The sequence below is a fragment of the Levilactobacillus parabrevis genome, assembly GCF_044051715.1.
GTDB classification, from domain to species: domain Bacteria; phylum Bacillota; class Bacilli; order Lactobacillales; family Lactobacillaceae; genus Levilactobacillus; species Levilactobacillus parabrevis.
Window position 1 is genome coordinate 233,403 of sequence record NZ_CP168688.1, and the last position, 24,597, is coordinate 257,999.

General features: G+C 49.5%; 26 protein-coding genes. 12 read left to right on the forward strand and 14 right to left on the reverse strand.

From position 1 onward, the window contains the following. The first annotated feature begins 4 nt into the window (after positions 1-4). From ACEPSU_RS01170 to ACEPSU_RS01180, 3 genes are all read left to right on the forward strand, one after another. A complete protein-coding gene (locus tag ACEPSU_RS01170) occupies positions 5-1,345 on the forward strand; it encodes an MFS transporter (RefSeq protein WP_395322271.1) in 1,341 nt (446 codons plus the stop codon). A 93-nt stretch (positions 1,346-1,438) separates the two neighbouring features. Next, positions 1,439-2,041 carry an NAD(P)H-binding protein gene (locus ACEPSU_RS01175; RefSeq protein ID WP_395322273.1) on the forward strand — a complete coding sequence of 201 codons (603 nt, stop codon included), beginning with the start codon at positions 1,439-1,441 and terminating at the stop codon, positions 2,039-2,041. 280 nt (positions 2,042-2,321) lie between these two features. Continuing rightward, positions 2,322-2,684, forward strand: a complete 363-nt coding sequence (locus tag ACEPSU_RS01180) for a nuclear transport factor 2 family protein (RefSeq protein WP_395322275.1) — start codon at positions 2,322-2,324, stop codon at positions 2,682-2,684. A gap of 151 nt (positions 2,685-2,835) precedes the next feature. On the opposite strand, the gene ACEPSU_RS01185 is transcribed toward ACEPSU_RS01180, so the two are convergent. Beyond that, positions 2,836-3,807, reverse strand: a complete 972-nt coding sequence (locus ACEPSU_RS01185) for an AEC family transporter (RefSeq protein WP_395322277.1) — start codon at positions 3,805-3,807, stop codon at positions 2,836-2,838. Between the two features lie 217 nt (positions 3,808-4,024). Beyond that, positions 4,025-5,662 (reverse strand): malolactic enzyme, encoded by a 1,638-nt coding sequence (locus ACEPSU_RS01190; RefSeq protein ID WP_395322279.1) that lies wholly within the window; start codon positions 5,660-5,662, stop codon positions 4,025-4,027. Between the two features lie 136 nt (positions 5,663-5,798). Between ACEPSU_RS01190 and ACEPSU_RS01195 the strand changes: the two genes are divergently transcribed. The 3 genes from ACEPSU_RS01195 to ACEPSU_RS01205 all read left to right on the forward strand — a co-directional run bounded on the left by ACEPSU_RS01195 (position 5,799) and on the right by ACEPSU_RS01205 (position 7,518). Beyond that, entirely contained in the window at positions 5,799-6,680 is an 882-nt protein-coding gene (locus tag ACEPSU_RS01195) for a LysR family transcriptional regulator (protein WP_020089914.1), read from the forward strand. A gap of 194 nt (positions 6,681-6,874) precedes the next feature. Beyond that, complete coding sequence (locus tag ACEPSU_RS01200; RefSeq protein ID WP_395322281.1) at positions 6,875-7,237, forward strand: type II toxin-antitoxin system RelE/ParE family toxin; 363 nt, start codon at positions 6,875-6,877, stop codon at positions 7,235-7,237. Between the two features lie 2 nt (positions 7,238-7,239). Then, entirely contained in the window at positions 7,240-7,518 is a 279-nt protein-coding gene (locus ACEPSU_RS01205) for a helix-turn-helix domain-containing protein (protein WP_020089912.1), read from the forward strand. A gap of 42 nt (positions 7,519-7,560) precedes the next feature. Here the strand turns inward: ACEPSU_RS01205 and ACEPSU_RS01210 are convergent, their stop codons facing one another. Further along, positions 7,561-8,253: a hypothetical protein gene (locus tag ACEPSU_RS01210; protein ID WP_395322284.1), complete on the reverse strand. Its 693-nt coding sequence runs from the start codon at positions 8,251-8,253 to the stop codon at positions 7,561-7,563. Between the two features lie 107 nt (positions 8,254-8,360). Here ACEPSU_RS01210 and ACEPSU_RS01215 point away from each other — a divergent pair, with 107 nt between their 5' ends. Both ACEPSU_RS01215 and ACEPSU_RS01220 read left to right on the forward strand, forming a co-directional pair. Next, on the forward strand, positions 8,361-8,957 hold the full coding sequence (locus ACEPSU_RS01215) for a sugar O-acetyltransferase (RefSeq protein WP_395322286.1): 597 nt from the start codon (positions 8,361-8,363) through the stop codon (positions 8,955-8,957). 134 nt (positions 8,958-9,091) lie between these two features. After that, on the forward strand, positions 9,092-9,706 hold the full coding sequence (locus ACEPSU_RS01220) for a LysE/ArgO family amino acid transporter (protein ID WP_395322288.1): 615 nt from the start codon (positions 9,092-9,094) through the stop codon (positions 9,704-9,706). 84 nt (positions 9,707-9,790) lie between these two features. Here ACEPSU_RS01220 and ACEPSU_RS01225 read toward each other — a convergent pair whose 3' ends face one another. The 10 genes from ACEPSU_RS01225 to ACEPSU_RS01270 all read right to left on the reverse strand — a co-directional run bounded on the left by ACEPSU_RS01225 (position 9,791) and on the right by ACEPSU_RS01270 (position 20,324). Beyond that, positions 9,791-10,363 carry a cadmium resistance transporter gene (locus ACEPSU_RS01225; protein WP_395322290.1) on the reverse strand — a complete coding sequence of 191 codons (573 nt, stop codon included), beginning with the start codon at positions 10,361-10,363 and terminating at the stop codon, positions 9,791-9,793. Positions 10,364-10,435: 72 nt separating this feature from the next. Continuing rightward, complete coding sequence (locus ACEPSU_RS01230; protein ID WP_020089907.1) at positions 10,436-10,966, reverse strand: GtrA family protein; 531 nt, start codon at positions 10,964-10,966, stop codon at positions 10,436-10,438. Between the two features lie 147 nt (positions 10,967-11,113). Then, complete coding sequence (locus ACEPSU_RS01235; protein ID WP_020089906.1) at positions 11,114-11,311, reverse strand: hypothetical protein; 198 nt, start codon at positions 11,309-11,311, stop codon at positions 11,114-11,116. Positions 11,312-11,534: 223 nt separating this feature from the next. Then, a complete protein-coding gene (locus ACEPSU_RS01240) occupies positions 11,535-13,178 on the reverse strand; it encodes a peptide ABC transporter substrate-binding protein (protein WP_395322293.1) in 1,644 nt (547 codons plus the stop codon). A 495-nt stretch (positions 13,179-13,673) separates the two neighbouring features. Beyond that, the gene (locus ACEPSU_RS01245) at positions 13,674-14,027 is read right to left on the reverse strand and encodes an MmcQ/YjbR family DNA-binding protein (protein WP_395322295.1); all 354 of its coding nucleotides are present in this window, start codon (positions 14,025-14,027) and stop codon (positions 13,674-13,676) included. A gap of 299 nt (positions 14,028-14,326) precedes the next feature. Next, positions 14,327-15,451 carry an NAD(P)-dependent alcohol dehydrogenase gene (locus ACEPSU_RS01250; protein ID WP_395322297.1) on the reverse strand — a complete coding sequence of 375 codons (1,125 nt, stop codon included), beginning with the start codon at positions 15,449-15,451 and terminating at the stop codon, positions 14,327-14,329. Positions 15,452-15,685: 234 nt separating this feature from the next. Beyond that, positions 15,686-17,161: an aldehyde dehydrogenase gene (aldA, locus tag ACEPSU_RS01255; RefSeq protein WP_395322299.1), complete on the reverse strand. Its 1,476-nt coding sequence runs from the start codon at positions 17,159-17,161 to the stop codon at positions 15,686-15,688. A 297-nt stretch (positions 17,162-17,458) separates the two neighbouring features. Next, on the reverse strand, positions 17,459-18,259 hold the full coding sequence (locus ACEPSU_RS01260; protein WP_395322301.1) for an SDR family NAD(P)-dependent oxidoreductase: 801 nt from the start codon (positions 18,257-18,259) through the stop codon (positions 17,459-17,461). Between the two features lie 277 nt (positions 18,260-18,536). Then, the gene (locus tag ACEPSU_RS01265) at positions 18,537-19,235 is read right to left on the reverse strand and encodes an N-acetylmuramoyl-L-alanine amidase (protein ID WP_395322303.1); all 699 of its coding nucleotides are present in this window, start codon (positions 19,233-19,235) and stop codon (positions 18,537-18,539) included. Positions 19,236-19,382: 147 nt separating this feature from the next. Next, complete coding sequence (locus ACEPSU_RS01270) at positions 19,383-20,324, reverse strand: helix-turn-helix transcriptional regulator (RefSeq protein ID WP_395322305.1); 942 nt, start codon at positions 20,322-20,324, stop codon at positions 19,383-19,385. An 86-nt stretch (positions 20,325-20,410) separates the two neighbouring features. Here ACEPSU_RS01270 and ACEPSU_RS01275 point away from each other — a divergent pair, with 86 nt between their 5' ends. Both ACEPSU_RS01275 and ACEPSU_RS01280 read left to right on the forward strand, forming a co-directional pair. Continuing rightward, positions 20,411-20,665, forward strand: a complete 255-nt coding sequence (locus ACEPSU_RS01275; RefSeq protein ID WP_260338475.1) for a Mor transcription activator family protein — start codon at positions 20,411-20,413, stop codon at positions 20,663-20,665. A 108-nt stretch (positions 20,666-20,773) separates the two neighbouring features. Then, positions 20,774-21,046: a Mor transcription activator family protein gene (locus tag ACEPSU_RS01280; RefSeq protein WP_020089897.1), complete on the forward strand. Its 273-nt coding sequence runs from the start codon at positions 20,774-20,776 to the stop codon at positions 21,044-21,046. Between the two features lie 223 nt (positions 21,047-21,269). Here ACEPSU_RS01280 and ACEPSU_RS01285 read toward each other — a convergent pair whose 3' ends face one another. Next, positions 21,270-21,776 carry a DUF2798 domain-containing protein gene (locus ACEPSU_RS01285; RefSeq protein ID WP_260338476.1) on the reverse strand — a complete coding sequence of 169 codons (507 nt, stop codon included), beginning with the start codon at positions 21,774-21,776 and terminating at the stop codon, positions 21,270-21,272. A 364-nt stretch (positions 21,777-22,140) separates the two neighbouring features. Here ACEPSU_RS01285 and ACEPSU_RS01290 point away from each other — a divergent pair, with 364 nt between their 5' ends. Both ACEPSU_RS01290 and ACEPSU_RS01295 read left to right on the forward strand, forming a co-directional pair. Continuing rightward, the gene (locus ACEPSU_RS01290; RefSeq protein ID WP_395322308.1) at positions 22,141-23,148 is read left to right on the forward strand and encodes an NlpC/P60 family protein; all 1,008 of its coding nucleotides are present in this window, start codon (positions 22,141-22,143) and stop codon (positions 23,146-23,148) included. Between the two features lie 221 nt (positions 23,149-23,369). Beyond that, on the forward strand, positions 23,370-24,515 hold the full coding sequence (locus tag ACEPSU_RS01295) for an MFS transporter (RefSeq protein WP_395323118.1): 1,146 nt from the start codon (positions 23,370-23,372) through the stop codon (positions 24,513-24,515). Positions 24,516-24,597 lie beyond the last annotated feature (82 nt).

A 24,597-nucleotide genomic window follows, 5' to 3' on the forward strand; every position in this document is an offset into this window, starting at 1 on the left:
AAACATGGCAAAGCAAAGACGATTCGACTGGATTCTACTGGTCATCTTAATGAGTTACTTTATGATTTTATTGGATAACTCGATCATTTTCACGGGGACGGTCAAGATTGCGCAAGACTTAAATTTGAAGCAAGCAACGTTGTCCTGGGTCAGTAGCGCTTACTCGCTGACATTTGGAGGCTTCCTTCTATTAGGCGGCCGGGCGGGGGACTTATTTGGTCGCCGACGGGTGTTCGAGATTGGTCTGGTCATCTTCGGTTTAGGGTCACTGCTCGTCGGGTTAGCCGTCAACGCACCCATGATCATTGTGTCCCGGGCCTTTCAAGGGATTGGTTCGGCTATTCTAGCACCGACGACACTGGCTATCCTGATGGACACCTATGAGGGGGCCGAACGGGTCAAGGCCATTGCGTATTACGGGGCCATGGCCGGTATCGGGGCTAGTGTGAGTCTAGTCATCGGCGGCGTCTTCGCCAGCCTATTGACGTGGCGGGTCGGCTTCTTTATGAACGTGCCAATCAGTATCTGGATGTTCTATTTAGCAGTTAAGTATTTGGATAAAGACAACGGTCAGGCCGGCAAATTAGATTGGCTGGGGACCTTTAGTTCTCTGATCGGGATGAGTGCCCTGGTCTACAGCATTATTGGTGACTGGGCCAAGCTGCCAGCCTTCCTGTTGGCGATTCTCTTCTTAGGAATCTTCATCTATCAAGAACATCGAACGGGACAACCCATCATGCCATTGCGGTTATTCACCGACCGTGAACGCATCGGCGCCTACGTTGGCCGGTTTCTCTATTTGGGAGCAATGATGGGCTTCTGGTTCATCACGCCCCAGCTGATGCAGAATCAACTCGGATTCAGCGCCTTAATGGCTGGGGTGGCGTTCTTCCCCTTAACCATCGTGAACTTTATCGTCGCCTTACAGGTAGCACGCTTAACGGCGAAATGGGGCAACGGTGGCTTGTTGGTCATTGGGATTGCCCTGACGGCGATCGGCATGGTGTGGATGAGTCACTTTACACCAGCAGTTGGCTACTGGTGGGGAATTGCCGCACCGATGGTCATTGTTGGGATTGGCCAAGGCTTCTCGCTGAGTCCGTTCACGGCAGCTGGTGTGGCCCATACGCGTGGATCTGACGCGGGGGCAGCCTCTGGTGTTGTTAACGCTATGCATCAGATTGGGGGCTCTGTGGGGTTGTCGATTCTGGTAACGGTACAGGGGTTGTTTACCGGACAAGTGGCCGGCTTCCAACACGCTATCTTAATGGGTGGTGGCCTGCTGGTTCTAGCCCTATTAGCAGCAATCTTCCTGATTGTACCGGGTGAACGGCAGTCAAACTAAAAAAGTTAAATTAATTTGCAAATAACGCTTGCCTTGAAGTAACTGCAAGGCATTACACTAGGTTTATTCAATTACGAACGGAGGATATTTATTATGACAAACATCTTAATTATTGGCGCAACGGGTTCTGTGGGCAGTGTCACCCGGCAATATTTCTTGGACAACACGGATGATCAGTTAACACTGATGGCCCGGAGTACGGCGCGTTTGGGTAAGCTATCCGACCGCGAGCGAGCAGTGAGTGGGAGTGTCACCGACGCGGCAATTTTACAGGACGCTTTAAAGGGGCAGGACGTGGTTTTTGCCGCCTTGAGTGGTAACTTGGCTGGCATGGCCAAAAGCCTGATTGCAGGGATGGACGAAGCTGGTGTCAAGCGGCTGTTGTTTATCTCCTCCATGGGTATTTACAATGAAATTCCGGCTAGCCTTGGTGCAAGCGGAAATCTACGGCGCAATCCAATGCTGAAGGGCTACCGGAACGCGGCTGATGCTGTGGAAGCCTCTGACCTGAACTACACGGTGATCCGTCCCGGCTGGTTCGACAATGGTGGTGACACGGATTATCAAGTCACTAAAAAGGGCGAACCCTTCGGCGGCCACGATGTTTCCCGGCAGAGTATTGCTGACCTCGTGATGCGGTTAGCTCACGATGAAACGTTGGGTTCACGCGACAGTTTAGGGATTAACCGGAAGTAAGTTGTTCTTGAATAAGACAGATTGAAATGGTTGGGATCGATGATATGAGTGTGGTCTACCAGAATATTCTGGATAGCAAGAATCACCGGTATGTCGACTTCAAAGTAGTAGTGGATTCAAACGAATATAGAAAAAACAACGTCTAACAAGAAGCTCGTCGTAGATTCCCCCGGATCTGCGGCGAGTTTTTTGTGATTATTTTGGAAAAAGGCTTGCCTTGCAGTTACTTCAAGGGATTAGAGTAGGTTCAATCAGTTAAGTTGAAAGGGAGTAAGTAAAAATGAATGAAGAAATTTTGAGTTTGTATCGTGCCTACAACGTCGCCATGGCTGCCGATGATACGACGGCGCTGGACCGGTTGCTGGCGCCAGACTTCACGTTGACCCACATGACCGGCTACGTTCAGCCTCGAGCCGAATGGTTAGGTGAACTTCAGCGGGGCACCATGCGGTACTTCTCCTCTGCTGAGGATCACGTGGCGGTAACAGCTACTGGCGATGGCTGGCGCGTTGTTGGACAGAACCGGGTCGTTGCCAGCATTCACGGGAGTGGCAAGTACGAATGGCCACTGAATACGGACATGAAGATCCAACGCGTCAATGGCGAGTTGCAAATTATGGGGGCCGTCGTGACGACCTACTAACGGCTAAAGTTAAAGCAACACCAATGTTTCATGTGAAACATTAGCGGCCGCTTCCAGTGAGGAGCGGCCCTTTTGTCTGGGAAAATTTAAACGTCAAAAAGGGGCACCACCATAACGGCAGTGCCCCCTCACAAAATCGGAAGTAAGCAGACTAGATAAATTGAATCAATGGCATCAAGACTGGGACCACGACAATAAATAGAACGGTACTAGTCGTGACTACGTTGGTGGCGTATTCCACGTCACCGTGAGCTTCGTTCGCCAGGATTGGCAAGACGGCCAGCATTGGTGTTGCGGATTGCACGATCAAGGCTTGTGAAGCCAGCGTTGGGAAGGTGGCGCCGAAGTGACCGGCAGCTAGTAATACCCCGACCATCAGGATAGGGGACAGGACGAACCGACCCAGCAAGGCGACGATGGTGTCACGGTCAAAGTGAATACTCTTCAACCCGGCATCGGCCAGGACAATCCCAATGTAGATCAGGGAGAGCGGTGTCACCAGGTTTCCCACGTAAGTCAGCGTAGAGTTAATGAAGCTGACCTTGAGCACGGGGATGTTGAGAAGCAGGAAAATCAGGGCAACTAGGAAACCAACCAGTGGCATCGGGATGACTTTCTTCCAGTCAATCTTGTTGTGGTGCTTTTCCTTCGGCTTAGTTGGATCATCGTTTGAAATCAGGAAGACCCCAAACGCCCACGTGGATACGGTGTTGACGATATAGTAGACCAGAAAGTAGGTCATACTCTTATCGCCAAACAGGGCGATGTTCAAGGGTAACCCGATGAAGATGGTGTTGGCGTTGACCATGGCGTTGATAAAGATCCCTTTACGACCAGGCCGCACGTGCATGAGCCGTACCAGGCCGAATGCAATCACGTAGCCGATGATAACGGCAAGAAAGGCGTAGACTAGGTAACCCGAGAAGGAGACCAGTTGCCCCCGCGTTAACCGACTTAGAACGGAAACGAAGATGGAGGCGGGCAGTGCAATGTTCTTAATAAACTTTGAGATGGTCCCGCCGAATTTATCATCGAACCAGCCTTGTCGCCGGAGGACAAAGCCAAGGATCATGATTAAAACAACGACGAGGACACTTTGAATCGAATTCCATAATACAGCCACGAGTGACGTCCTTCTTTCAAATAATTTCTTTCAGCGACTTATGCCAAGTGCTGTAGGGTAGTGATTTGTTTTTGAGACAAGTGGTTTTTAAGATTAACTGTTATGCTACAACTTAATCATACGCAACGGATCACGACGTATTGTGCCAGCAGGAATCGGGTTAAACCAACTCCTGCTGGCACAAATTGATGTCTGAATTAGGTTTTCTAGGAGCAGACTAGTCGAGGCTCTTGTATTCTGGGACCCACTTCATGTCAGCAACGGCTTGCTTGGCATTGGCGATGGGTTCCTTGTTTAACTTCTGGTCGAGAACGCTTTGGGCCACGATTTCAGCCAATTTTTGGGAGAATGCTGTCAGTTGCGAAACGGGTGGTAGGACGGCAGCACCGGGTTGGGTGGTGTCGACGATGCCCCCGAGGGCGTGGCAAGCGGCAGAGAGCGTTTCCCCGTTTAAGACCTTGGCCTTGGCGGCAATCAGACCGAAGCCCAAACCCGGATACATCAGGGCGTTGTTTCCTTGGCCAATGTGGTAAGTGGTGCCCTTGTAGTCCACGTCGCCGGCAGGAATCCCGGTGGCAATCAGAGCCTTACCATCCGTCCATTTGGTCAGGTCGGCAGCCGTCGCTTCGGCCAGCTTCGTTGGGTTGGACAGTGGGAAGATGATTGGCCGTTCCGTGTGAGCCGCCATGTCCTTGACGATGGCTTCGGTGAAGGTTCCCGGTTGGGTAGACGTGCCAATCAGGACGGTTGGGTGAACCGTCTTGACCACGGCAGCTAGGGTCGTCAGCTCGTCGGCGTTGTCGAATTCGGCGCGGTCGCGGGTGAATGGTTCCTGTGCGGCGGTCAGGTCTGGCGTGTCACTGAATAACAGGCCTTGCTTGTCGACGGCGTAGAAATGCTTGCGGGCTTCGTCTTCAGAAAGGCCAGCGCGCTTCAATTCATCGAGAATCTGGTTAGCGATACCCATGCCGGCAGTTCCGGCACCGAACGTCACGAATTTTTGATCCTTGATATCTTCCTTGGAGATGTTCAGGGCGCCGAGGATTCCGGCTAAGACGACCATCCCAGTTCCTTGGATGTCATCGTTAAATGTGGCAATTTTATCCTTGTACTTATCGAGGATGACTTGAGCGTTGGAGCGCCCGAAGTCTTCCCAGTGCAGGAGTGATTCTGGAAATAGCTTCTGTTCTGCGGTCACGAAGCGGTCGATGACGTCGTAGTATTGGTCACCGGTGACCCGCTTGTGGTGGTTCCCTAAGTAGAGGGGATCGGCGAGTAAGGTAGCGTTGTTGGTACCGGCATCAATGCTGACGGGCAGCACTTGGGCGGGGTCGATGCCGGCGGCTGCGGTGTAAACCATCAGTTTACCCACGGCGATGTCGACACCGTTGACGCCCCAGTCACCCATACCGAGGATTCCCTCAGCGTCGGTTACGACGACCAACCGGATGTCCCGACCGTCAGCGGCATTTTTCAAGGCAGCTTCGACGTTGTCGGGGTCATCTACGGAGATGAAGGCGGCGTTTTGGGGGTCGGTGAAGAGGTGACTGTATTCTTCAATGGAGTCGGCAACCGTTGGGTCATACACGATTGGCATGAATTCAACGACGTGATCGTCCATCAGCCGGAAGAAGAGCGTCCGGTTCTCATTGAACAGGTTCATCAGGAAAATGCGTTTTTCCAGGTCATTAGGCTTGCTTTGGAATTGCGCGTAGGCTTGTGTGGCCTGTTCGTCCAGCGTTTGGACGTGGCTGGGTAACGTCCCGACGAGACCGAGTGATTGGCGTTCAGCCTGAGTAAACGCGGTGCCTTTATTTAAAAATGGATTATTTAAGATTGCAGCTGTGGATTTCATAGATGATTTCCTCCAATTCGTGGTTAACTTTACAAGTCATACTATAACCGGTTACAAAAACTATAGTCAAATCTAGCGGTTGTTATAAAAATAATTTATAATGGGCCTATAAACAGTGCTAGAGGGGAGTTCTAAAATGAACACGAAAGACTTAGCCTATTTCGACCGTTTAATTAAATTAAAAAACTTTTCGCAGGTCGCCTTGGAGTTCGGCGTGACTCAGCCGACGATTACCACTGCCATCAAGCGATTGGAAACGGATTTTGGATCAAAACTGGTGTTACGTGACCGAGTCCACAACACCCTGACGGTGACGGCGAGTGGTCAGCAGTTGGCGATCCATGCGGCGGCTATTCTGGAAAGATTGGCGCTGGCCCATCACGAGATCAGCAATCTGACACAACAGCGAACGGTACTGGGATTGCCGCCAATCATTGAGAACCACTACTTCCCACGGGTGGCTGCCCATTTGCAAGAGCTGGGGATGTTGGAAAATATCGAGACTTTGGAAGGCGGGTCGGTCTGGCTGCGCAACGCCCTGCGCGACGGTCAGGTAGATCTGGCCCTATTGGGGTCAACGGAGCCCCTATCGTACGAGACGTTGGTGGCTGAAGAGTTCGATCGCAAGCCGTTCAACATTTTTGTCTCACGGCAGCACCCTCTGGCGGCGCGCAAACGGATCTACTTCAGTGAGCTACGTCGGGAAAAGTTCGTGTTATTTAATAGTAGTTTTATCCATAATACGGCGTTTAATCAGCTGGCCCGGCGCAATCATTTCCGGCCGGACGTGGTCTACCGGGCCCGCGACACCCATATCATCATGAATCTAGTCGCAGAAAACGTGGGCGTCACCTACCTGACTGCGCTGGTCGATCAGCACCGCGATGACGTGGTTCGGCTGGAACTGTTGGATGATGAGCAACCGGCGTTTATTTCTAGCATCGTCTACCGCTCGTCACACGTGCTGACGCCGGCGCAGAAGCAGGTGTTGGCGGTGCTGCGAGGGACACTGGAGTAACAAGCTAATTTAAAAAATATATTTCTGCTATTGAAAAATATTTCGCCTTTGATTACGTAGTTAAGGAGTAGGTGGTCAGTGGAAAATGGATAAAGCGGAATGTAAAATATATTGTTTTAACATCATATATGATATAATGGCTTTACCATTTTATTAGACCAGTGAGTTGCCTAGTAAAATGATTGGAGCTGGACATGAAGGATTCTAAACCTGTTTTTACTTATATGGGGCAATCTAATGGTAAATCTGAATTCGAGGATTTTTTAAAATCGCTATCTGATAAAGAAAGACGCAAGGTGCTAGCAACGATTAGACTTGTTGAGACTGAGGGGATGCTAGTGGCGCGAGAGATGCAGTGGGTAAAGAAGATAGATCAGAATCTTTATGAGCTTAGGACGCGTATTGGAAGGGAATATATTCGGGGCATTGACTTTCATACGATTGCTAATCAATACATTATCACGCATGGATTTAAGAAAAAAACGAATCAAACACCCGTGGGGGAGATTAGGCATGCTAAGAACGTCCGAGATGAATTTCTGAAAGGTGGAAAATAACTGTGAAGTTAGAAAAGGTTGACGACCTAATAGACAAGCTCAGCGAAAATCCAGAATTTAAAGAAGGGTTTGACGCTGAAGTTGCGCAGTTGGAGTTAGCAGTGACGGTCATGAAAGCTCGTGAAGAAGCTAATCTTTCTCAGGCAGAGTTAGCAGAACGTATTGGAACTAGTCAAGCCGCTATCAGTCGTGTTGAGAATGGTACAGGCAATCCTTCAGTTAAAACGCTAGCGCGGATTGCGCAGGCCCTAAATCAGCCGCTGTCCATTTCAATCGGCTAAATAAAACTGCCAGCACTCTAAAAAGGCGCTGGCAGTTTTGGTCTATCGTTTGGGAAAGGGAATAATATTTGAAGACTTGCCGGACTGATCATCGTTGCCATCCCGGAGATAGCCGAATTCCTGTTCCATGAATTTGTCGAATTCTTCTGGCGTATCGGGAACCTCATCATCGTCATCGTCCGTGGTCATTTCGGTGTAGAGGTTATGGGCCTGCGCATACTGGATCAATTGGCCCACGCCCTCGCGATTGGATTTGTAGGCGTAGAGCACGTGGTCGATGCCCAGTGCGTCTGGAATTTGGGCAACGGCGTCGGCCGGTACGTTCTTCTTGATTTGTTTGTAAGCCTCGTTATCAATGAAGGAAAATGAAAATTTGGACGTTGTCACGGTCAACGTGTCATCGTCGTTGCTGAGGTCCTGAAGATCACTGAGGGGGATGGTAAATTCTTCCCGTTTATTGGTTGTGAGATTCTTGGTGATTAGTTTAAGGGTATCCTGTGACGTCAACAGGTTGTCTTGTCGCCGTTCGCGAGCTTCGGCCAAGGCATCAGTCACCAGCTTTTCGAATTGGTCATCGGACAGGTGCAGCACATCCTGTGAGGCTTGCATGGATAGCATGAGTAAATTACGGAAGACATCGACGTTGGCGTAGTCGGGAGTTTCCGGGGTAAATGTGATCTGCGGGTCGCCCTGTGGGGTGAGGCTGGCTTGATAAATGATGTGGTCGTGGCTCATAGTGATCCTCCTGTAAGGTTTGTCTTGCCCCTATTATACCTGGAATTGGGGAAGTTGCGACTGATTTTCAAAACTTGTATGATTAACGCTAAGAAGGAGGTTTTCCTATGAACCTACAGGAAAAGTTTAGCTACGTGGCAACTGGTAAACCTTACAATGATCTCGATCCAGTGCTGATTGCAGCACGAGATCGTGCTACGATCAAGACCAACGCGCTCAATGCGACGAATGATCCAGCGGAACGGACGCAATTGTTTACGGCATTAGTGGGAAGCACCGGTGCTGATCCGGTGGTCAATCCTAACTTTCGCTGTGAATTTGGGACGAACATTCACGTTGGTCGGGACTTCTACGCCAATTACGATGTGGTCATGCTTGATGGTGGCCGAATTACGATTGGCGATTACGTCTTGTTTGGCCCCAAGGTTGGCCTGTACACCAGCAATCATCTGTTTGATCCGACTGAACGTCAGCTGGGCGGGTGCATTGCCAAACCCGTTACAATCGGGAATCACTGCTGGTTAGCCGCCAATGTATCGGTGATGCCGGGCGTCACGATTGGTGAGAATACCATTGTCGGAGCCAACAGCGTGGTGACGCACGATATCCCGGCTAACGTGATTGCTGCTGGGAATCCTTGTCGGGTGTTGCGGCCAATCACGGCGACGGATAAGACCGGATTTGTCGGGCAAGACTTCGTTTGAAATCGCGTTGATAGGCTGGAAGTTATCAATTTACATAGATTCGTGTTACACTGACAGCTCGCCTTGGGGGCTGTTTTTTTCGTTCAGGTGGTGTATCATCATTAGATAGTGCAAAATGAGAGGATAGAAATTCTATGTCAATGTTTTTCCGCGGGCTGTTACTAAGTATCGCGCTAGTCTCGTCAATCGGGATGCAAAATTTATTTGTCTTTAATAACGCCATTAATCAACGGCTACCGCGGGCCGGCGTCGTCGCTGTCATGGTCTGGTTCGCCGATACGGCACTGACTTTAGCTGCCTTCTTCGGGATGGGCGCCCTGATTGGGGCACACGAAACGGTTAAATTAATTATTATGTTGCTCGGGGGAATTCTGGTCCTCTGGATTGGGTTTGGGATTCTGCGGTCCGCCAGTAGTTTTCGGCTAGCGAGTTCCAGTCAGACTATGCCCATGGGGAAGTCGCTGGTCAATGCGTGGGTCGTGACCTGGGCTAATCCTCAAGCCATTATCGATACAAGCCTGATGTTCGGGGCACTGCGGAGTACGCTGGCTGATGGGGAAGTCCTGCCATTTATCACCGGGGTCGTCACAGCGACTGCCATCTGGTTTGCCGGGATCACGTTGATTCTTGGCCTCCTGAAAGAACGGTTGCCACAGAAGCTGATGCTCTGGGTCAACATCCTTTCCGGAATCGTCGTGATGCTTTACGGTGCTTACCTGCTCTGGCAAGCTGGCCAGCTCTTCTGGTAGAATTTAGGATTGGTCATAAAATCAAAAACGTCTCGTTCAGGCAGCAATTGCCTGAACGAGACGTTTTGTTTCACATGAAACATTTTAGAAGAGGATGGCCAATCCCACGATGATGAAGAGTAAGGGTGAAAGCCACGCACCGAATCGGGCGAAGAAAGTGGTGGCAGCTGTCGAACGGGCGAGACGGTGACTAGCCACCAGCCAGAGGGCGACCAACACCAGAAAGATGAGGAAGACCCCACCGAAGTCGGTCGCTGTTAAGCCGGTGAAAAAGGGGATGTAGATGCTGAGGTTATCGCCACCATTGCCCAGTGTTAGCGACCACACCAGCGGCAGACTGACGACCCGAGCCAGTTGGGGTGGCAACGTTTGATTGTGTCGTGCGGGCCACCAGTTGACGAGGCCCGTCACCCCCAGAATGAAGGGAACCAGGCCTAACCAGTGGGTCCAGTGAGCTACGTTGAAGTGGAGCATGCCCCGGCTGATCAGCCATGAGGCGAGAATCAACGTGATGATGCCCAGGTATTGCCCGATGATGATGGCGCGGGCCTGTCGGCGATTCTTGGCGGCCAACCAGAGGAGCAGGAGCACGATGAGATCATCGGTGTCCGTGACGAAGAAAATGCCGATACTGGTGAACAGTAGTGAGAGTGTCATGAGCAGATCCAACCTTTATTTTGAAATGAAAAAGCGGCCGTCTCCAGCGAGATGACCGCTTCATTTGTCTAGTTACTTAGCTTCTTCTTTGGCTTCAGGCTTGTGCTTGAAGACGACCTTCATGGATAGGAAGTAGTTGACCGTGACGGCAACCGCGTGACCAATGATCTTGGTGATGGTCCCGTTGGCGCCCATGACGGAGATCCCTAACCACAGCATGACGAATTCAATCAGATACGTTGCAATCCGGGTGCTGTAGAAGGTTCCCATTTCACGAAATGGCGTGTTGGACTTGTGTTTGAAGACAAACGTTCTGTCCAACCAGAATGACCCTTGGACGACCAGAATCCAGTCAATAAAGTTGGCCAGTTGATATTCAATGCCCAGGGTGTGCGATAGGAAGTAGAAGAGGGCGATGTTGACGACGACGGTCAACGCCCCAAATAACAGGTAACGTTGGACTTGGCCGTGAACTTTGTCTTCGACTTCTTCCAGTTGCTCTTCGAATTCTGCTTCCGTTTCAGTTAACTCGGCTTCATACTCTGCTTCAGTAGTAGGGTAATGGTCGTGCCGTAATGGCGTTTTATCTGGTTCGCTCTCCATAACTTCTGAGACCTTTCTGTGACGTTCTAACCCTAAGGCATACCGTTACGAGAGTTTTCAGCGGCCAACCCGAGTTATGAAAACGTGTAATTAAGTTGCTAATTTAATTATACCGTTTTTAACCGCCACTGCAACGCAACACCCCCTTTAATTTGAAACAGTTGGGTTATCGCCTGCGGCTGCCAGGGATTCTGCCGCTGTGGGGACCGCTTGCAGCCAAAGAGCGGGCTTCCAGCTCGGTTCGGAACCTCGCCAAAGTTCTGCGAGTTTCCGAACACGTCCCACGCTGTAAGTCCGGGGAGAAGCGAGCGCCCGGCCTAACACCGTCGTCACGGCTGGCGCCATCCCTGGCTGCCTCCGGCTAGGCAACGCCAACTTTCAATTTCAAATACAGCTGGTAATTGATTTTAGCCGATATTATTTGCAAACCCACATTGTTACCAATTATGTTTGATATCAGGTTTGTCTAATTAATGCTGCAAAAAGGGTGCAAAGTAATCAAAAACAACGCGCCCATAGATTTCATGAGCGCGTTGCGAGGGGGTACTGTAAAGTTGCGGAACAGGTATTAGTTGGCAACGTAAGCAGCGCGGTAATCCGCGTCACCATTGAACTTGTTGTAGACGACACCCTTGACTTTGGGGTTGACCAGACTGCTGGTCCGGCTTTCGTAGAGTGGGGTGACGGCTTGGTCCTTCAGTGCGGTCTGTGCAGCAGTGACCAGGTCTTGGTAGCGAGCGGTCTTGTTGAGCGCATCCGTTCCTTCGGCGGCCTTCAGAGCACCGTCGTAAGCCTTGCTATCGTAGTGGCCCATGTTAGAGTTGTTCGCCGATTGTAGAATCTGCAGAGATTGAATTGGGTCGGCGTAATCCATACCCCAGCTGGTCAGGTTCAGTTGGAAGTTGCCCTTGGAAACGTTGCTGAGCATGGATGGGAATGGCATGGCCCGGACTTCGACCTTGGCACCCAGCTTACTGGTGATGGCGCTTTGGACAAATTCAGCGATGTTTTGGCTGGCGTCGTCGTTGCCACAGGTAATGGTCAGCGTGACGGCCTTCTTGCCGAGTTGCTTCAGGGCACTCTGGTAGAGCTTCTTGGCCTGCGCTGGGGCGTAATCTACGGTGCCTTTGGTGTAGGCGTCGCTGGTGAAATCAGCACCAGTCTTGGGGTTCTTCATCATGTCGTGGACGCCGAACGTCTTGGCTGGTACAGAGCCGTTCTTCAAGACTTTGGTCGCCAATTGTTGCCGGTTAACCGCCAGAGAAATGGCAGTCCGTAAGTCCTGGTTGGCAGCAACCTTGTTGTTTTCGTTGTATTGAATGAAGCCAATCCGACCAGCGGATAATGACTTCAGGTTGGCATTGTTCTTGTTTTGCGTCGTTTGCTCGCCGCTCAACGTGACTTGGTCAAGCTTCTTGGACTGGTAGAGGTTGTAGGCCGTGGTGCTGTCCTTGATGACCTTGTAGTCGATGGATTGAAGCTTGACGGACTTCGCTTCAGCGTAGGTAGCGTTCTTCTTTAACGTCCAGTTATCGCTAGTCCCGCTCCAGTTGGCGAGGGTGAATGGCCCGTTGTAGACGGTCGTCTTAGCAGAGGAACCGTACTTGCTGCCATACTTGTTGACGGCTTTTTCGTTCAGTGGGTAGTAGGTCGTGCTGGCCAGCATCTTCTTAAAGTAGGAGGCGGGTTGGCTCAGCGTGATCTTCAGTTGGTACTTCCCGACCGCCTTGACGCCGAGGGTTGATGGCGACTTCTTCCCGGCAGCAATGGCGTTGGCGTTTTTAATATTGGCAAATTGATAAGTGAATTCCGACTTGGATTTCGGATTCAGCGTCCGTTCCCATGAGTAGACGAAGTTCTGGGCGGTCACGGGGTCACCGTTGCTCCATTTGCCATCGTGACGCAGGTTGATGGTGTATTGATGGCCGTTATCGGAAACGGTGGTCTTGGTAGCCAGAGCATTTTCAGCTTGGCTGTTGGCGTTCAGGCGGTAAAGGCCTTCGCCAACTTGACTGAGCGTGTTGCTAGAAATATTGTCGGTGATCTTGGAAACGTCTAGGCTGGAAATCGTGGCGGTTTGGTACAGGTTTAAGTGCTGTGCAGCCGCGGTCTTAGTGGATTTCGAGTGGGCAGTGACGGCGAAGATACCGCCGCCGATAACAACGATTCCGGCGCATAATAGTAAAGCTTTCTTGTGATCTAATAAACTCATGATGTATTCCTCCAAATTGTGTGATTGTCTGGGTTAGAAATAACATTGAGCTTTGCCATCGTTTGAGCATTAGGGTTCCTCCTCGGTTAGGTTAAAAATGTATGCAAAAAACCGTCCTCAACAGCCAATGTGTTAAGGACGGTTTTAACCGCGGTGCCACCTTAATTAGATGGGTCGTCATCAAATAGACGGACCCCATCCCTCTCCACAGGAAACTAACATTTCCCTGACAACTGACGTATGTCGCACGTCTTCCCGTACTGCAAATGTTTCGGGGAAGCCCTCGGTGGTCCATTTAACTACCTGCGTTCGGCCGTACTCTCAGCAACGACGGCTCTCTTTACGTGCACGATAATCTTGATCTCCACCTCAATGGTTTGTTTCGGACGATTTATTGAATTGAGGCTAGTGTACCCCCGGAAAAGGACGGTGTCAACCGGGAAAATGAAATTTATTTTGAATGGTTTTTCTATTATTAATAATTAGTTATTAGAATTAACCAACCAAATTATAACTATCATCGATGAGCTGGTAGAGTGTCTTAGTATCGGTCTGATCATTCAGAACAATGGTGAGCCAGTGTTCTTTATTCATGTGGTAGGCCGGAAGATAGCCGGGCTTCTGCCGCAGAATACCTGCGAGATCCGGGTCGACTTTGAGGTCAATGACATCGATCTCATCGGTACCGGAGAGGCCAAGCTTTTCTTGGGACACGTTCATGACTAGGGCAAACCATTTGTTCTGCGGCGTCTTGAGTACGGCGTAGTGGGGGAAGCTTTTGAATGTGTAGACTGGCGTTGCGGCATAGTTATTTGCAATGTAATCGAAGATATTTTGACGAGTTGCCATGGGCAAAAACCTCCTAATCATTTAGAGACTGACTTTAGTGTAAGTGGTGTCGGGTAGTGGGTCAATGGACGAGATGTTTGAGAAGAAAATTAGTGGATGTGGAGATGAGTGTGGCAGGGATTGAACCAGCAACTTGTTAGCTAAGTGGGTAAAACGATAGTTCTCGCTATTACGGTTCATTTCGGGCATACTGGGTGAAAGCAACGAGAGGTGTCTCCTTACTAGAATTTAGCAGGGGCAGACAAAAAGTGAGATGCCTCACAGGACATCTCACTTTCCTTTACCTAAAATTTTAACGGTTATTTGCCAGGAACGTAGTCTTCATCGATGACCAAGACTGGCTTGATCGTCTTCCCGGAAACGGAGTCAGCATTGGCTTCGTTGATTTGGCTGAACTTGTAGAACTTTTCAGTCTTCTGGTAGTCGAACATGCCTAACTTGTTGAATTCAATCAACCGTGGAATATCAACTTGAGGAATAGAGTCCCCCATGTTGACCCCGATGACACTCTTGTCGTTGACACAGAGGTCGTTCCAAGTATCCAGGTCGATGTGGTGGTTCGTTACGGCAATTGCAGCCGAAGTCCCACCTTGTGCCAAAGCGTTGATGGAATTGGAGATGACACTAGCAACCCCGGTCGTGTCGACCGCGTAGTTGACACCGTAGCCACCAGTCAAGTCTTGCACAGCCTTGACCACGTCGTCTACGTCATTACTGTTGATCGTGTCAGTGGCACCGAGTTCCTTGGCTAACTTCAGCCGAGAATCCACGATATCAATGGCGATAACCTTGGTGCAACCAGAGATCCGGCCGGCCATCATGGCAGCCAACCCAACGGCCCCAGTCCCAAAGACGGCGATCGTGTCACCAGGCTTTGGCTTTAAGGTGTTCAGGACAGTTCCAGAACCAGTTACGTAGCCACAGCCCAGAGGACCTAAGCCCCGCAAATCCAAGTCCTTGTCGACTTTAACGGCGTTCCGTTCCCGAACGACCGTGGTTGATGTGAAGGAACTTTGGTCGAACATGTCGGCAATGTCATGACCGTTTTCAGTAAAGTGCGCGGTCCCGTCTGGCCGAACCCCAGAAAGGTTGTTGGCAGCGTAGTTTTCACACTGCGTTGGAATCCCCTTCAGGCAACTCTTACAGTTCCCACAGCCGTAGAAACTCAGGACAACGTGATCGCCCGGCTTGAATTGGGTAACTTCGGGGCCGACTTTTTCAACGATCCCAGAGCCTTCATGCCCCAATACGATAGGGTAGTCAATGACGGCAACCCCAGTACGGAGCGCTTCGTCGGAATGGCAGATCCCACTGGCAACCATGTGGACTTGAATGTCATCTGGGCCCATTTTGGCCAGTTCAACGTCATCACGAATTTCAAAATCAGCATTTTGCTTATCAACAACTGCAGCTTTAATCTTCATAATTGGCACCTCGGTTTTAAATTTATGTTTACATTGATAATTATCACACATGTAGCGAGAAAAGCAAGCGCTTTCACGAAAGTAACTCGTTACCTATGTTCTTTAAACTACCGTCATACCGGCGTTTACAATAATTTGCATCAAATCGTCGAAATTGACGGAACTAATCAAACTTTTTCACATTCACAGGAAAAAAGATAATTCCTGACGAATTACCTTTTTTCGACGCTATGACTAGCCGTTGGCCTTTTCAGGATGGCCTTGTAGGTAAATAACGTGGGTGTTCAGGAATTCTTCGATCCCGTGCTTCCCATCGTCACCACCGATACCAGATTCCTTCCAGCCGGAGTGAGACCCATTCATGGCTTCGAAGTTGAACCGGTTGATGTAAGTTTCACCATCTTCGAGTTCCTTGGAAGCGCGCATGGCGTTGTCGAGGTTCTCGGTAAAGATGGAGGAGGTCAACCCGAAGTCACTGTCGTTAGCCATTTCAATGGCGTCATCCAAAGTCTTAAAGGTTAAGACAGGAAGGACTGGGCCAAAGATTTCATCTTGCACGATTTCGGAATCTTGCTTGACGTGACTAATAACCGTTGGTTCGAAGAAGAAGCCCTTAGCGATCTTAACGACGTGACCACCAGTTTCCAGCTTGCCACCGGCCTTAACGGCGCGGTCAACCATGCCAGATACCTTATCTAAGGCAGCTTGGTTGATCAGTGGACCCATGCCGATGTCTTCGTGAGCCATTGGATCGCCGACGGTAACTTCACCCATCTTGGTAGCCAACTTCCTCGTGAATTCATCTGCAATATCTTCTTGAACGTAGACCCGTTCACAGTTGTTGCAAAGTTGCCCGTTGTTGTCAACCCGTGAATCGATGATGGATTGAACGGCCAAATCGATGTCGGCATCCTTGCAAACGATGGCAGGTGCTTTCCCACCAAGTTCTAGAGATACCTTGGCCATGTGGGTGGCAGCAGCAGCCATGACCCGCTTCCCGGAGTTAACGGAACCAGTCAGACTGATAATGCCGATCTTCTTGTTCTTGGAAAGTTCATCCCCGATGATGGCACCAGGTCCCGTAACGATGTTAACGACACCCTTAGGAATGCCAACCTTTTCACAAATCTTCCCAAATTCAAGGCCCAAGTTAGGCGTATCGGTACTTGGTTTCATGACGATTGTGTTCCCGGTAACCAAAGCTGGACCCATCTTCCGTGCAATTAAGAAGAATGGGAAGTTCCAAGGCAAGATACCGGCAGCGACACCAATTGGTTGCTTGTCGATCATGATGCTTTCGTTAGGGTTATCAGATTGAAGAATTTCTCCTTCATAGGTCCGTGAAGCACTAGCCATGTAGTCAAAGTAGTCAGCGGAGAATAGAATTTCCGTAGTGGCTAATGACTTGATCTTACCTTGTTCTTCTTGCAACATGGCGATCAGGTGAGCGGAGTCCTTACGAATTTCAGTGGCAACGTCGTGAAGGTATTGTCCACGGGTTGCGGCAGGAACCTTCTTCCAGGACTTCTGAGCTTCATAGGCAGCATCGATGGCTTCGCGAGTTTCATCGAGAGTTGCACTAGGAACAGTGGAGATAGGTTCCCCGGTAGCTGGGTTGATCACGGTGATCAAGTTACCAGAAGTGGAGTCCTTGAATTCACCGTTAATGTACATTTGATAATGTTTCAATGCGACAGAGTTCTGTGTCATAATGCGAAATACTTCCTTTCCCAATTATCCAAATCGGTAGGTGCGATAACATCGAATATATCTGGGTAGTAAACGAAAAAACGTCACAGATTGTTACAACGTGAGCAAAACATAATCAAAACTAAACGCGCGTATTTATTTGATTACTCGACATCGTTATAGTCCCTTTTGTGTTTGATTGCAAATTAATTCACAATAATTTATACGCGAAATCGCCCTTAAAGTTCGGCAAATGTCAAGAGCGACTAGCGGTTCGCAAATTTTAGAAGATTTGTTGCAAACTTTCTAAACTACAGGTCAGCGGGAGGGACCGCTAGATTCTAAAAGTTCGGGATGATTCTCCAGAAAGGTCTTAGCACGAGGATGACTGACTAAGAAATCGTGTAACTTAACCGGATCGGCAGTGAGTTTCCGCAATTGTTCAAATTCAGAGGGGGAGTTTGCGGTGGTACCTGGGTAAAATATTTCTGTCGTGCTACGGTCTTTTACGGCCTTGACGTAGACCTGGGCGACGTTTGCAGGAAGCATGGCCTCACTGGTGCCAGAGATTCCCTGAATCGTAATTAAGCCCACGTACGTGTTGGTGCCGGCCATTTCGGCAGCTAAGGAAAGGGCGTAGCTGCGGAGGGCCGCTTTGGTAAGTGATAAAGTGGTCGTCGTCTTGTCGGGGTGGTGAGCAGCGCCACCACCCGTGAAAAGGATGTTGCGAGGGGTGTCAGTTGGGGCCAGATCTAAAAATTGACGACTGGTGGTAATGGCGCCGAGAACGTTGGTGTCGAAGCGTTGGCGAATCTCGCTGGTGGGCGTGGTTAAGGGGCCGTCTAGCGTGGTATTCGCAACGTTATAGACGAGAGTCTGGGGATGACCGAATTGGCGGCTCACCTGCATGAATAGGTTCGCCGTTTGCTGCGGATCGGTTGCGTCTGCGGCAATCCAGTCGGCCGCTAAGCCTTCCGTATGAAGCTGTTCCGTCATGGTCTGTAAGTTCTGCGCATTACGGGCGACCAAGATGGGATGGTGGCCGGCTTCGCTAAAGGCTCGCGCAATGGCGAGTCCAAAGCCGGAGCCGGAACCAAGGACAATAACTGTCTTTGTCATGAGTTTTGCCTCCGATATTCGATGGATACGAGCTGTTTCACGTGAAACACACCCGCCTGAAGGTACCATACCAGCTTAAAGGGATTAGCGCAAAGAATGGAGCGGTAAACCCGAATATTTGTTGAATAACCGAATCAAGTTAGTCACTAAAATTTTCATCGGTGATAGTGGACAGACCGGATACTCTGCTGATTTGATGGCTATTAGCGACAAAAAAGCTCAAGACAATTTTGTCTTGGGCTTTAATGATCAGCGTCCTGGAAGAACGCCAACTGACTTACTTAATTTTTTCGTTGGTGATGGCTTCGATATCTGCCTTGGCAATCTTTGCCATGTGTTTCTTGAGGTGCTTAACGTCATTCCTGTTGGTGATGAAACCAGATTCGACCAGACTGTAGTCGATGCCACGGTGGCGTAAGACGTTGCAGTTTCGCAGGTTCGTTCGATAGCTGAAGCCATTGTAGGCACGGTTCAGACCGACATACTTCTTGATGACCTTTGCCAATCGTCTGTCACGCTTCGTGGGGTGCTTCTTATGAATGATCACGTGGCCACCGTGACCCGCGGGGGCATCTAAATGGAACATGATGACCGTGGTCTTCTTGTTGAGCTTATAAGAGCCCTTGTGATGGTACAAGGTGTCACTGACCAAATTCTTCTTAGGATTATAGAAGGTAATCGTGCTGCCCTTGACTTTCTTCGCGTACTTTCGCAGTTGAGGTAACATGCGTTTCCGCAGGAAGGTGGCTTCCGTAGTCCCGTTACCGCGGGCACCGGGATCTCCGGCACCGTGGCCCATGACGATTAAGTAGTGTTTCTTGGCCTTTGGTTTTGCTTTGGCCTTGGCTTTTTTGGCCGTTTTAGACGTGGTTGTCTTGTTAGCGGCGTTGGCTGTGGTGAGCGTTGTCGTTGCCAGGGCTAGTGGCAAAAGTAGCATGATACCGGCAACGAAGCCCATTTTCCAGTTATGTTTCATTCCTGATCGACTCCTTATGTATTCTTGTTAACGCCTTTAATCATACGCCAAAGGTGCTGATTAAGGTAGTGTAACTTACAAGAAAAAGGAATTATACAAGAGAAAATGCACAACGCTGTGCGAATATGGGCAGACACCGGTAGTAGCTTAGTGGTAGCGCGCGGCCATCTCTGCGAGGGTGGTTTTCATGCTAGCTACAAATTCGGCGGGGGCAATGACCGCAACGTTGCTGCCTTGGCTGAGTAGCCACATCTTGGCGCCAAGGTCGAAAGCGGTGGCTTCAATCACCACGTAATCTGAATGGCGCGTGATAATTTTGGCCGTGGGGAAGCGGTCAAGAGCGGCCTCCACAATTCCCCAGAATTTGAAACGGAGCGTAATTTCCTTGCCCGGCGTCATGTAATGGATGAGTTGTCGCAGTTCACCATCCTCGAAACGCTCAGCGCGGGTCCGTGTAATGGGCTGGCTGCTGGTTTGAAAGTGGCGAATTCGGTCGAGGCGATAGAAGAGATTGCTTCGATACTTGGCATTGTAGGCGACCACGTAAAAGTAGTATTCGGAAAAGATAACGGCCTCTGGAAGAATCGTACGAGTCACAACTTCGCGGTGCTGTTTCTGGTAGATGATGGTTACCGGCTGCTTTTGCGTGATGAATTGGCTGAATTGCCATAGGCGATCTAAGAGTGGTTGTTGATGTTGCAACGGTTGATAATAGAATGATTCATTTTTAATAATTGGTTGAATCTCGCGTTGATCTTCTGGCGAGGAGAGGTTGAGTAGATTAGTGATAGTCTGGTGCATTTCGGTGGTGGTCAGTGACCGGCTTGCTAATAACACTTTTATTAATAATAAAATGGATTGCTTAGTAATAGTGACCGGAGTTCCGTGTAACTGGTAACCGTTTAGGCGGCGGGAGTAGATTAACTGATAGTCGAGGCTTTCGGTTGTTAGGAACTCACGGAGCTGACTAAAATCGCGTTGGATTACCCGGGGAGTTACGTTGAAGCGATTGGCAAGTTCGGATTTAACAGCGACGTGGCCGGTTAGTAAAATTTGAAAAATATAGAGTTGACGGTAGGCGGCGTTCATGGAGCATCCTCTTTTCGTAGGTAGACTTATATGTTCTATCTGTCAGTGTAAGCTGGGGGCAATCAGTTAGCAATGGGGGAATTAATATGGATGATCCACGGAATTGGCAGGCTCTGTACCGCGAGCTTTCGCAGGTTATTGGTCGTTCGGCAACGCGACAACTTTACCATTACTTTCGAGGCATGCAGGTTAGCTTTCCACAACGACTATTGGACCCGCACAGAGAAGCCAAACTCATGTATCAGGAATATCGTCGTGGTAGTAGTGTGACGCGGTTAGCCCAACGACATAATTATTCTGAGCGGAGTGTTCGTCGGATTTTAGCGAAATTCAGAGAATAATACAAGGTAGACCTCATTTATCTCTGACGGTAATCCGCATTTTCCCTCGCCTTAGGCCTTTGATACGCTAGTGATGGCGGAAAACCGTACAATGAGGAGGAATTGGTAATGGCAATGCGTGTGGATTTATTACAGGAATCATACGCCCAGTTATACGAGTTATTGGGTGAGGATTTAACGGAAAAGATTTACGAAATGTATCGCGGACGGCAGATCTCATTTCCGATGCGCCTTTACAATCGCGACAAGGTAGCTGAACAAATCGTCGAGGAATACGATGGGCATAACTTGGCCCAATTGACGAAGGAGTATGATTATTCCCAGCGTTGGATTCGCCAAATTATTCAGAAGAGTCGCGAACGCGATGAAAAGCAGAAGTAGGCTGGTAGGTTAAATTCCCGGACAGCTGATCGGTAAAAGTGAGGACGCTTGGCTGGGCTGAGCGTTTTTTGAGTGGCATCAGTTCTTGCTTAATTGCGGATCAACCCAAAAACGGACGGTCATCGAGAACGATGGCCGCCCGTTGGAAGTTGTCGTGGGGACAACTCCCGTAAGATGGAAAAACGTCGCCACTACTGTTTGGTAGCGGCGACGTTTAGTTAGGTTAATCTTCTGCTGATTCTGGTTCTAGGTTTTCGGTAGCGGATGCTGTTCTCTTTTGAACGGCGCCAAGGACTGCCCGTGCAATGGGACCGACCACGATTAATTGAAGTGGCAGGGCCATGAACACGTTGAAGATCCAAGTGTGCAGGTAGGTAAGGAAGAAGTTGCCGCCGAAGTTTTGCGTCACGATCATCCCAAATAATGACATCAGCGTAACCATTCCCACAACCATCATGCACGAGATAGTCAGGGCGATCCGAATCTGCTTTTTCTTCATGTAGTCGTTTAAGATAAATTTGAAAAAGATGCCTTTAACGGTAGGCCCGATGATTCCCAAGTCGCAGATTGCGGCGACCACGAGCGCTAACGGGTAACCCATCAGAACTTCACGGATGAAGTGGTGAGAGAAACCGTCAGTTAAGGCGATGTTGTAGCCGGCCATGACCAAGACCATCAGTCCGGCCATAACGGCAGTAAATAAGAGTTCTTCTTTAAAGTTTTTAGGCATTGTGTTGCTCCTCGTTTGAATTTCCCACGAGATGCTAGCGTACCATATATATTTTCATTTCGTAAGGCTTATTTTGAAATTAAATGAAAAGAACGCTTACTTCTTTGAAAATTGTCAATCGCGGAACCAGTAAGAGCGAATTGACAGTGTTTTTTTGAAAATGGGGGTGGTGAATAGAACCACAGTTATCGGGAGGAATAGACATCATGCTAGTTTGCTTGTCTACGATAAACCGCATTACACCGTGCTTTTTACGCGGAATTATACAAGGTAATCGGCGTTACCTTCGGCCGCTGATAACGCGTACTATTATCCTGCATTCATTATTTAATAACGAAATAATTATGAAGCGGGAGTGATTTTTGTGCATCGTGGAAAATACATATTGCGTAGTCTGATGGCACTGATCGTCATGGTCGTGGGGTTAGTAACCTTGTCGACGACACCGGCATCTGCCAAAAGTGCGGCTGATAAGACCGCCTATAACAAGGTTTATAAGAGTTCGCGAACGCTGTATCATACGAAATATGGGTTTTATCGTAATCTATATAAATCGGGGATGAAGCGGTCGGCGTCGGCCAAGCACCTGTACGAGCATCATTTTAAAATCACGCGGGTTGCTAAGAATGGTCACGGCGTCTTCTTCAAGACCAACTACGGTTGGATCAATCGCGATGCCTTCTACAAATGGTTGCGGTACAATGGAAAGCTGAATTATAGTATGAAAGTCAGCAAGAAACACATTCTGTTGTATAACAAGCCGTGGGGGCTGAAGGGCGCCAAGGTCACTGGGAGCACAAGCACTAAGCAGCTGGTGGGCCACTGGTATCACGTGGATAAGCGGGCCGAACTCAATACGGGGACGGGTTACTACCGATTGACTGCTGGCAACAAGCATTATTGGATTCGCGGAAAGTACCTCGCTTTCAATACGACTAAACTGAAGGGTAACGTCAAGAAAGTCGAAAAAGCGATCAAGACGGGTACTGCCTTGGTCGGTAAGTCCAAGTACGATTGGGGTGGTGGTCGAACGAGCGCCAGCATCGCTAATCGGCGGTTCGACTGTTCTTCATTTATTCACTGGATCTACGCCAAGTCTGGCGTACGCTTAGGGCCGACATCGAGTTGTACCACGTACTCCCTAATTCATATGGGACGGAAGATCAAAGCCAGCAACATGAAGCGTGGGGATATCTTCTTCTTTAATGATAAGGATGAAGGTAAGAACTGTCATGTGGCCATTTACCTTGGTGACAAGCTCTTCTTGCACGACTCACCTAGCTCCGATACCGGTGGTGTTGGGATTTCTAGCTTGAATGATGGTCACTGGAAGACCCGGTTCAACCATAATGTTCGGCGGATTGTGGGTTAATTTAGAAAGGAATCGCGTGCCGTGATCAATCTGAAAAGATGGTCGCGGCATTTTTGTGACTAAGTCAGTTCTATATGCGAAATTAATAATTGAGTTCTCCGTGCTTTCATGAAAGTCTGCTCGTCGGTTTCCTTTTTTCAGAAAAAAGGCTAAACTGCAATGAGGAGGTTTTTCAAGTGAAGACACAAGAAACAACACTATCGAAGCGGACAATCCTACTCATGGCGGTGGTCACTGGAGTCATCGTGGCCAACCTGAATTTTATTCAACCCATTGAGAATTTGATTGCGACCGACTTTGCTATTTCAAAGGCAGCGGTGGGGACGTTGGCCATGGTCACGCAATTGGGATACGCGTTTGGCTTGTTACTGATCGTACCGCTGGGAGACATCTTTAATCGCTATCATCTCATTCAATTCATGATGATCCTTTCAATTGGCTCGCTAGTCTTAGCGTTTTGGGCACCCAATGCCGCCGTCTTTGCGGTAGCTACGGCGCTCGTTGGAATCACATCGGTTGCGCCACAGATTATCATTCCGTATGCGGGATATCTGGCGCCGGCGTTACAACGGGGTCGAGTTCTAGGTGTCGTGCTCAGCGGCCTGCTGACGGGGATTCTGCTGTCACGCTCCTTCAGTGGTTTACTGGGGAGTGTGATGCCGTGGCAATATATTTACCTGTTGGCGGCAGGCATTGACCTGGTCTTTCTGATCATCGTTCATTACCGATTACCACAAGATGCGCGGGGCCATCAGAACCTGCGCTACTGGTCGGTCATCGGTATGTTACCGAAGTTATTTACCGGTCAAAGGGCACTACGGGGGGCAGCAATCAACGGGTTCTGCCTGTTTGGTATGTCTAACGTTCTCTGGTCCACGTTGGCCTTTTATTTGGCGGCGACCTACCACTTGGGTAGTAGCGTAGCCGGTCTACTGGGACTTCTCGGGATCGCCGGTGTTCTAGCCGCGCCGATGATTGGGAACCTGGTTGATCAACGCTCACCACGACTGACGATTAGCCTGTCGATGGCGCTTTCTGGCGTGGCCTTCGTGATCTTTTGGGGCGTTGGCCACTGGATGGTTGGCTTGATTCTGGGAATTATCCTGCTTGATCTGGGCACCCAGTTTAGTCAGGTCTCCAACCAAGCAATCGTCCAATCGTTGAATCGCAAGCTAAGCAGTCGAAATAATTCGGTCTTTATGTTTAGCTACTTCTTAGGTGGGTCGATTGGGACTCTTGCGGCAACGTGGGCGTGGACTCACGCTGGTTGGCTCGGCGTTTGTGGCGTAGCTCTGGCGTTCTTAGTGATCGCGTTGCTGGGTCACTTGGTGATCGGGGAACCGGAGAAGTTGGCGACGGAGAACTAGGAAATTCTGATGTAGTTACTTTTATCTAAAATAATATCAAAAATCACCTTATCCGAGACTAGTGGATAAGGTGATTTTTAAA

Excerpts from the sequence above, each read along its gene's own strand:
- ACEPSU_RS01240 (WP_395322293.1), bottom strand. The coding sequence starts at position 13,178 with ATGAGTTTATTAGATCACAAGAAAGCTTTACTATTATGCGCCGGAATC.
- ACEPSU_RS01295 (WP_395323118.1), top strand. The coding sequence starts at position 23,370 with ATGGCGGTGGTCACTGGAGTCATCGTGGCCAACCTGAATTTTATTCAA.
- ACEPSU_RS01170 (WP_395322271.1), top strand. The coding sequence starts at position 5 with ATGGCAAAGCAAAGACGATTCGACTGGATTCTACTGGTCATCTTAATG.
- ACEPSU_RS01175 (WP_395322273.1), top strand. The coding sequence starts at position 1,439 with ATGACAAACATCTTAATTATTGGCGCAACGGGTTCTGTGGGCAGTGTC.
- ACEPSU_RS01270 (WP_395322305.1), bottom strand. The coding sequence starts at position 20,324 with ATGAACGCCGCCTACCGTCAACTCTATATTTTTCAAATTTTACTAACC.
- ACEPSU_RS01230 (WP_020089907.1), bottom strand. The coding sequence starts at position 10,966 with ATGGAGAGCGAACCAGATAAAACGCCATTACGGCACGACCATTACCCT.
- ACEPSU_RS01285 (WP_260338476.1), bottom strand. The coding sequence starts at position 21,776 with ATGCCTAAAAACTTTAAAGAAGAACTCTTATTTACTGCCGTTATGGCC.
- ACEPSU_RS01195 (WP_020089914.1), top strand. The coding sequence starts at position 5,799 with ATGAACACGAAAGACTTAGCCTATTTCGACCGTTTAATTAAATTAAAA.
- ACEPSU_RS01280 (WP_020089897.1), top strand. The coding sequence starts at position 20,774 with ATGGCAATGCGTGTGGATTTATTACAGGAATCATACGCCCAGTTATAC.
- ACEPSU_RS01250 (WP_395322297.1), bottom strand. The coding sequence starts at position 15,451 with ATGAAGATTAAAGCTGCAGTTGTTGATAAGCAAAATGCTGATTTTGAA.
- ACEPSU_RS01265 (WP_395322303.1), bottom strand. The coding sequence starts at position 19,235 with ATGAAACATAACTGGAAAATGGGCTTCGTTGCCGGTATCATGCTACTT.
- ACEPSU_RS01210 (WP_395322284.1), bottom strand. The coding sequence starts at position 8,253 with ATGAGCCACGACCACATCATTTATCAAGCCAGCCTCACCCCACAGGGC.
- ACEPSU_RS01180 (WP_395322275.1), top strand. The coding sequence starts at position 2,322 with ATGAATGAAGAAATTTTGAGTTTGTATCGTGCCTACAACGTCGCCATG.
- ACEPSU_RS01225 (WP_395322290.1), bottom strand. The coding sequence starts at position 10,363 with ATGACACTCTCACTACTGTTCACCAGTATCGGCATTTTCTTCGTCACG.
- ACEPSU_RS01215 (WP_395322286.1), top strand. The coding sequence starts at position 8,361 with ATGAACCTACAGGAAAAGTTTAGCTACGTGGCAACTGGTAAACCTTAC.
- ACEPSU_RS01200 (WP_395322281.1), top strand. The coding sequence starts at position 6,875 with ATGAAGGATTCTAAACCTGTTTTTACTTATATGGGGCAATCTAATGGT.
- ACEPSU_RS01275 (WP_260338475.1), top strand. The coding sequence starts at position 20,411 with ATGGATGATCCACGGAATTGGCAGGCTCTGTACCGCGAGCTTTCGCAG.
- ACEPSU_RS01220 (WP_395322288.1), top strand. The coding sequence starts at position 9,092 with ATGTCAATGTTTTTCCGCGGGCTGTTACTAAGTATCGCGCTAGTCTCG.
- ACEPSU_RS01190 (WP_395322279.1), bottom strand. The coding sequence starts at position 5,662 with ATGAAATCCACAGCTGCAATCTTAAATAATCCATTTTTAAATAAAGGC.
- aldA (WP_395322299.1), bottom strand. The coding sequence starts at position 17,161 with ATGACACAGAACTCTGTCGCATTGAAACATTATCAAATGTACATTAAC.
- ACEPSU_RS01245 (WP_395322295.1), bottom strand. The coding sequence starts at position 14,027 with ATGGCAACTCGTCAAAATATCTTCGATTACATTGCAAATAACTATGCC.
- ACEPSU_RS01260 (WP_395322301.1), bottom strand. The coding sequence starts at position 18,259 with ATGACAAAGACAGTTATTGTCCTTGGTTCCGGCTCCGGCTTTGGACTC.
- ACEPSU_RS01235 (WP_020089906.1), bottom strand. The coding sequence starts at position 11,311 with ATGGCGCCAGCCGTGACGACGGTGTTAGGCCGGGCGCTCGCTTCTCCC.